Raw genomic sequence first — 7,085 nt, 5'->3', positions numbered from 1 at the left:
AAAAGATCCTAAACAGGTTCTTAAACAAACAGGAGAATTAACATTTAATATTTTAAAGAAAAATGTTGATAAAGTTGTTACTGTTAGCGAAGAAGAAATTGCGCAAGCAATGTTATTTTTATTAGAAAAATGTAAAATTGTAACTGAAGGTAGTGGCGCTGTTAGTGTTGCTGCTATTCTTTCTGGTAAATTAGATAAAATCATTGGTAAAGATAAAAATGTTGTTTGTGTAATTAGTGGTGGTAATGTTGATATTACTACATTAGGAACAATTATTAATAGCGCCTTAATTAGTTCACATCGACGAGTTCCTTTTTCAGTTAACGGTAAAATTAATAATAGTACTATTAGCGAAATTATTAATATTATTACTAAAAATGGTGCCTCTATTTATAAAATTCACAGTACATTTGATCGTAATAAATTAGATATTAGTAATTTTAGTATTTTTATAGTTATGGATACATCAGATGAATTTCAAAAAAATAAAATTTTTGCTGAGATTAGAGCATCAAGTTCTAACTTTACATTATTAGCTAAATAGTTTTTAAATTTGGTATTTTATTAAAACAAAAATTTAGTTTAAAAATATCAATTATATTTTAAAAAGAGACACTATTAATAGTGTCTCTTTTTAAAATAAATTATAGTTATTTTGCTTTTGCTAATTTAGTCATAATTTTAGATTTTTGACGAGCAGCTTTATTAATGTGATAAATGCCTTTAACAACAGCTTTATCAATTAAACTACATACTTCATTAACAAGTACTGCAGCATTTTCTGCTTTGTTTTTTATTGATATTTCAGCTTTTTTTAAAGCAGTTTTAACTTTAGATTTATAACTTTTATTAATTTCATTTCTTTTTTGGTTTGTTTTAATTCTTTTAATTTGTGATGCAATGTTAGCCATTTTTTCTCCTTTTTTGTTTTGAACATGTTTTATAGATTAATTACAACAAAAATAATTATAACAAAAATCATAAATGTTGTATAATATTTTTTATTTTTTCAGTATAATTAATGTGTTAGCTTTTTGTTAATAGTATATTTTAATTTTTTTACACTTTTAATGTAAATTATTTGTTTAAAAACTTTAATGATAAATGTAGGTGTGGTAAATAAATGAGTTACTATTTTCGTAACCCTTATCAATTTTCTTACCATAGTATTGGTAGGATTAGAACAAGATTAAAATTGCAAGACTTAAATGATATCCAATTACGTGAATATTGTTTAAAATTGATTAATGAGTCTTATGATATTGAAGAGACAAAAAGTTTTAAATATATTAGAGTAAATAAAACACATCTTTATTTTGTAATTAAAAAAGATGTTAATTTAATTTTAACAATTTCACCGATGAGTCCAACTAAACTATTAGCAGTAATCGAGGAAAATTTATAAATCAAAAAAGAGGAATAAAAAATGGGAAATTTATCTAGTCAATGATGAATGTTAGCGCTTATAGGAGTAGTTTTAATAATTTTTATTTTTACAACCATTTCAGCAAAAAAGAAGAAAAAAGAAGAGAAAAAACAACGTCAAAAAGAAGTAAAAAATATTATTAAATCCTTTATGCGTGATGAATTAAAATTGCAACATAAAACAGTAGAATTTGAACAAGTAGTTTCACGTAGTAGTAAAGAATATCGCTATCGTGATGTTTTTGATGTAATTGTAAAATTATATGATTCTAAGAAAAATGATTTATTTGCAACTAAAGCATTTGAGGTAGAAGGGTTTACTAAACAATTATCAAAGAAAGAATTTGAAACAATTTGAAAAGTAAATTGTGAATTAGATTTAGAAGAAACACTTAAGAAAATTGAAATGTCAAAAAAACGTAGTGGTAAAATTAAAATAAAAAGAAAGACAGCAGAAGAAAAAGCAGCAATTAAAAAAGAAAATGAAGCCGTTAAACTTGCAATTGAAGAAGAACGTTTACAAAATAAAGAAAATAAAAAACGTGCTAAAAATTTAGAAAAACCTAAAATTGCAATTCATGATAAATTTTCTGGATGAAAAGATAAATAAATCTTTATTTTTAAGTAGGCAATTGGGTGATATGTAATGAAAATCGGACTTCTCCCCACATGTACTTGTGGAGGAAACAATGAAATTGAATGAGTTCAACAATACTTTTCAAACAGAACAAGATTGTTTGAAATATATAGTAAGTTTGAAGGAAAATAAATGTATCAGGTGTTATTGAACAAATTTGAATACTTCTGATTTAAGAAGAATAAGATGTTTGAAATGTCATCAAACATTTAGTATTCTTCATGGCACCATTTTTTACAAGTCACAAATACCTTTGAAATCTTGGTTTTATCTCATCTTTAGATGAATAAACACCAAACATGGAATTCCATCAACTGATGTTGCAAAAGAATTGGGGGTAACTTTGAAAACTGCTTGAAGAATGGGTCATAAAATCAGAACTTGTATTGCCAAACAAGAATCACAATTTATTGTTGAGGGCATAGTGCAAATGGATGAAATGTATCTTTCACATATGGGTTTTAAAAAACAAGGAAGATCCTTGGTGAATAAAACCTTGATTGTTGGTATTTATGAAAAAACAACCAATAAATTAATTGTGAAAGTATTGAAAAATGCAAAAAGTAAAAATCTTTTGCAGTTTGCAAGAAACCACATTTCTTCAAAGTGTCATGTACATACTGATTTTTGAAAAGGATATTGCGATTTTAAATCGGTTTTCACTAAGCATGAAACAGTCAATCATCAAGATAGCTATGTTTCAAAAACTGGTGTAAATACCAACCAAATTGAATCAGTTTGAAAACATATAAGAAGAACATTTAAAACACATATCAAAGTTGCAAAACATCATGTTCATTTATATGCAAAAGAAGCTGCATATAAATTCAATAAGATACCTAGTTTTGAAATTGTAATGCTATGTTTGATTTAAAAATGTGGGGAGAAGTCCGTAGATAGGCTTTTCTCAGCATTTATGTGATAAAATTTAAAAATAGTACATAAAGGGAGAAAAGCCATGAAAATTTATAAAGATGATTATAAGCATTTCCGTATTTGTCGAAAACTTTCGTGATTTTTAAATGCAAAAAATTATGCTTTAGCTAAGCATTTAATTGAAGAGAAAAAGATAATAAATTTTGTTGAACTAACGCATACTAAAACAAGTAGTAAATTTAAATCTAATTTAATTACTATTTCTGATTTAGACGATGATACATTTGAAAATAATTATAATGAAGAAGATGATTCTGAATTTTATCTTGGTGAAACAATTGCAGACGGTATTGAAACTGGGCACTATGCTCAAGAATATTTTACTTTAAAATATTCTTGTTTTAATTTTGAGTCTGAACCGGGTAATAATGTTATAGAAATTATTAATAATAAAGAGTATGATGTTTTATTTGAACCAAGATTTGAATATCAGGGCTGTGTTACTAAGTGTGATATTTTAAAGCGAAATAATGATGGTTGGGATTTAATTGAAGTAAAAGCAGTAACTTGAGTTAAAGAAGAACATATGTGAGATTTACTTTATCAGTATGATATTTTAACCAAATGTGGAATTAAAGTAGTTAATACTTATATTATGTATTTAAATAATAATTATGTTAAGAAAGAAAAAATAGATTTAAATGAATTATTTATTGTTAATGGATCAACTTGGCAAAAAAGTCCAAATACTAAAAAAAGTTTTAGTCTTTTTGAATCAATTCAAGATGAAATTTTAAATAATAATTTGAAATTACAATATGAAAATATTAAGAATATTATTAAAATTAGTGATATTGACGAAATAGTTAAATTATTAACTTTACCTTATTGTCATGAAAATAGTAATCAATTTTGTCCTCATATTTTTAAATATTTTTCTATTCATAATACTATTTTTGAATTATATCGTTTAAGAAAAACTAAGAAAGCATTGTGATATTATGAAGAAGATTTCTTAGAAATTAATGATGAAAGATTATTACCATTTTTAACAAAGTCTAATTTACATTTAAGACAATATGATGTAATTAAAAATGGTGAAAAATTAATTGATGGCAATAAATTTGTTGATTTAAAAATTGAATACAAAAAGTACCAATATCCAATTTATATGTATGATTTTGAGACTATGAAATCTGCAATACCTAAGTTTAAAAATAGTAAACCATATCAACAAATTCCTTTTCAATATTCTGTCCATGTATTATTAGCACCAGATTTTGATTTTAAAACTTATAAATCAATTAAACATTATGAATTTTTAGCAGATGGCAATGATGATCCAAGAGAAATGTTAACAAAAAAATTATGTCATGATTTAATTAATATTCATGGTAAGGGTACGTATGTTGCTTATAATCAATCATTTGAGAAATCTGTTCTTAAAAAATTAGCTTATTATTACCCTCAATATAAAAATAAATTATCATTAATTCATGATGGTACTATTGATTTACAAGATTTTTTTAAAGAATTTAAAATTTATAAAGAACAGTTTTATGGTTCTCTTTCAATTAAAAAAACTTTACCAGCATTTGAACCTTCCTTTTCTTATGAAGGATTAGTTATTAAAAAAGGAGATATGGCATCAGAAGTTTTTCGTAGAAGAGTTGAAAATAACATTAGTTTAACTAATTGAATTCATAATTTTCGTGAAAATATGTTAAAATATTGTGCTCAAGATACTTTAGGTATGGTAGTATTATTCTGACATGTAAAAAATATTATTGAAATGTACAAAGCAAAAATTGAGGGCGAAAATTATGAAAAAATTTAAAATTTTATTTATGGGTTCTTCTTTTTTTTCTGAAAATATTTTAAAAACATTGTTATTAACAATGAAAAATGAAATTGAAATAGTTGGTGTTGTTTGTCAGCCAGATCGTAAAATTGGTCGTAAACAAGAAGTTGTTCCTTTAGCAATTAAACAATTGGCACAAGAATATCAAATCCCTGTTTTCCAACCCGAAAATATTATTGACAGTTTAAAAGATTTACAATTATTAAATATTGATGTTATTCTTACTTGTGCTTATGGTCAATTTTTACCAAAAGCAATTTTAAATTTACCAAAATATAAATGTTTAAATATTCATGCTTCATTATTACCATCATTGCGTGGTGGTGCCCCTATTCAATGAGCAATTATTAATGGATTACAAACTACTGGTATTACATTAATGAAAATGGTAAGTAAAATGGATGCAGGAGCAATTTATGTTCAAGAACAAGTTTCAATTGGTATTGAGGATACATATACTTCTTTAGTTAATAAGTTGATAACTTTAGCACAAAATATGTTAATAAAATATTTATTAAAAATCATTAATAATGAAATTGAAGAACAAGAACAAGATGAAAATAAAGTAACTTTTGGTTTAAATATTAAAAGAAGTGATGAAAAAATTAATTGAAATCTTTCAGCACAATTAATTTCATGTCATGTTCGTGGATTGTATAATACACCAATTGCTTATACTACGTTGAATGATAATATATACAAAATTCATCAAGTAGCAGTAACTAATGAATTATCAAATGCTCTGCCAGGAACAATTGTTGCAATAAATAAATTAGGTATTATTGTTGCCACTAAAACTAATAACATAGTAATTAAAGTTATTCAACCAGCAGGTAAAAAAGAAATTATAGCAGCTTGTTACTATGGTTCTAAAATTAATCCAATTGCAATTGGTTTTATCTTTAAATAATAAAAAAATAACTAATATTTTTTGGTAATCTAGGAGGAAAAGATGTATCGTTTTCGCTCAATTAAATATTTAGCAATGACTGGTATTATTACTGGTTTATTAGTAACAATTGGTTATTGTTCAACTTTTCTTTTTGGTTGAGCAATTACTAGTTTATTTGGTGGAAATTCTACTTTGCAATTATTTGATGCTGTTTTTATTCCATTTTGTGCTTTTTTTGAAGGACCAATGCTGTTATTTGCAGGACCACTTGCGGGTGGCATTTTTGATTTAATTAGTGGTGTTAAAATTGTGGTTATTCCTATTACAATTTTTATTAGAATTTTAATGTTTTTTGTTATTAAGTTATTAATTAATAAATCTTGATGAAGTACTGTTTATACTTTCTTTTTTGCTGCTATTTTACTACTTATTTACCCATTGTCTTATTTAGTAATTTATCAAGATTATGCTATTACAGTTAATGAATTAATTACTGATAGTATTCAAGCTATCTTTGCTTATTTTGTTGCTATTCCACTTTATTATGCTCTTAGTAAAAATAAAATTAGTTCAAATTATAGTTTTTGAAATGATCAAGAATTTGATTATTTAAAAAATAAAAAAATAACTGTTTTAGAATAGTTTACTTATTATCCATTATTTATATCTAATATAGACAATATGGTATAATTTTATAAACTTAATATAAGTTTATACCCATTTACTTAAGTTTTAAGGTAAAGGGTTTTTAATTAAAATAAGGAGAAAAAGGTTTTATGAATAAAAAAATTAAAAAAAGTTTTAAAAAAATATCTAAGTTAAAAAAAAGTAATTAAAAATCATATAATCGATCCAACACCATCTGAAACAGTTATTGGAACTACTGTTCTTTCTGCTGCTGCTATTAGTGGTATTATGATTGGAGCTGGTGGTGCGCCTGTTATTGTTCCTGCACTTGCTGGTGGTATTATTGCAGTGGGAACGGTTTCTGCTATTACATATATAGTAGAAAAAATAAATGAATCAGAAAATAATAGTGTTATTGAAGGTAGTAAATCTCAAACAAAAAGATTAACATCAGTAATATAGATAAATTAATATAATGAAATATTATTTTAAATAATAGTTAGCGTATATTCACTATTAAATTGAATTTCACCAATTGAAAATTTTACTTTAATAACATCACCTTTTGCAAAATAAATTCCATCATTTACGGACTTACTTACTTTAACTTTAAAGTGGTCACCTTGTTTCATAAGATCAGCAATTCTTTCTCCTAAAGAATAAATTGGACTTTTTAGATAGTTTGTTAAATCTGTATCAACTAATAATTTTGATTTAGGTTGTCCAATTTTAAATTCTGGAATATCATTAAAATTATTTAATGATAC

At 24.7% G+C, this 7,085-nt stretch carries 9 protein-coding genes and 1 pseudogene; 8 read left to right on the top strand and 2 right to left on the bottom strand.

All coding sequences use genetic code 4. The features are described from left to right. Nucleotides 1–544, top strand: a 544-nt coding sequence (locus M0D11_RS04730) for a pyridoxal-phosphate dependent enzyme (RefSeq protein ID WP_252320566.1), incomplete at its 5' end; no start/stop codon positions are given. A 106-nt stretch (nucleotides 545–650) separates the two neighbouring features. Here M0D11_RS04730 and rpsT read toward each other — a convergent pair. Then, nucleotides 651–911: a 30S ribosomal protein S20 gene (rpsT, locus tag M0D11_RS04725; protein WP_252320564.1), complete on the bottom strand. Its 261-nt coding sequence runs from the start codon at nucleotides 909–911 to the stop codon at nucleotides 651–653. A 212-nt stretch (nucleotides 912–1,123) separates the two neighbouring features. On the opposite strand from rpsT, the gene M0D11_RS04720 reads away from it, so the two are divergent. The 7 genes from M0D11_RS04720 (at nucleotide 1,124) to M0D11_RS04690 (ending at nucleotide 6,780) form a co-directional block, all read left to right on the top strand. Continuing rightward, on the top strand, nucleotides 1,124–1,405 hold the full coding sequence (locus M0D11_RS04720; RefSeq protein ID WP_174480491.1) for a hypothetical protein: 282 nt from the start codon (nucleotides 1,124–1,126) through the stop codon (nucleotides 1,403–1,405). 21 nt (nucleotides 1,406–1,426) lie between these two features. Further along, a complete protein-coding gene (locus tag M0D11_RS04715; RefSeq protein ID WP_252320562.1) occupies nucleotides 1,427–2,035 on the top strand; it encodes a hypothetical protein in 609 nt (202 codons plus the stop codon). 280 nt (nucleotides 2,036–2,315) lie between these two features. Further along, nucleotides 2,316–2,936 (top strand): IS1595 family transposase, encoded by a 621-nt coding sequence (locus M0D11_RS04710; RefSeq protein WP_252318950.1) that lies wholly within the window; start codon nucleotides 2,316–2,318, stop codon nucleotides 2,934–2,936. An 84-nt stretch (nucleotides 2,937–3,020) separates the two neighbouring features. Then, entirely contained in the window at nucleotides 3,021–4,775 is a 1,755-nt protein-coding gene (locus M0D11_RS07275; protein ID WP_252320560.1) for a DUF2779 domain-containing protein, read from the top strand. Continuing rightward, nucleotides 4,762–5,709, top strand: a complete 948-nt coding sequence (gene fmt / locus M0D11_RS04700; protein WP_252320558.1) for a methionyl-tRNA formyltransferase — start codon at nucleotides 4,762–4,764, stop codon at nucleotides 5,707–5,709. Before M0D11_RS07275 ends, fmt begins: the two co-directional genes overlap by 14 nt. A gap of 42 nt (nucleotides 5,710–5,751) precedes the next feature. After that, the gene (locus M0D11_RS04695) at nucleotides 5,752–6,333 is read left to right on the top strand and encodes an ECF transporter S component family protein (RefSeq protein ID WP_252320556.1); all 582 of its coding nucleotides are present in this window, start codon (nucleotides 5,752–5,754) and stop codon (nucleotides 6,331–6,333) included. A gap of 273 nt (nucleotides 6,334–6,606) precedes the next feature. Beyond that, nucleotides 6,607–6,780: a hypothetical protein gene (locus tag M0D11_RS04690; protein WP_252320554.1), complete on the top strand. Its 174-nt coding sequence runs from the start codon at nucleotides 6,607–6,609 to the stop codon at nucleotides 6,778–6,780. 26 nt (nucleotides 6,781–6,806) lie between these two features. Here the strand turns inward: M0D11_RS04690 and M0D11_RS04685 are convergent. Continuing rightward, nucleotides 6,807–7,085, bottom strand: a pseudogene (locus tag M0D11_RS04685) (hypothetical protein); the annotation flags it as partial.

The sequence above is a fragment of the Spiroplasma endosymbiont of Lariophagus distinguendus genome (assembly GCF_023846195.1).
Taxonomy (GTDB): domain Bacteria; phylum Bacillota_I; class Bacilli_A; order Mycoplasmatales; family VBWQ01; genus Spiroplasma_E.
Note: the sequence above shows the minus strand (reverse complement) of the source record. Positions and strands in the feature narration are given on the sequence as shown.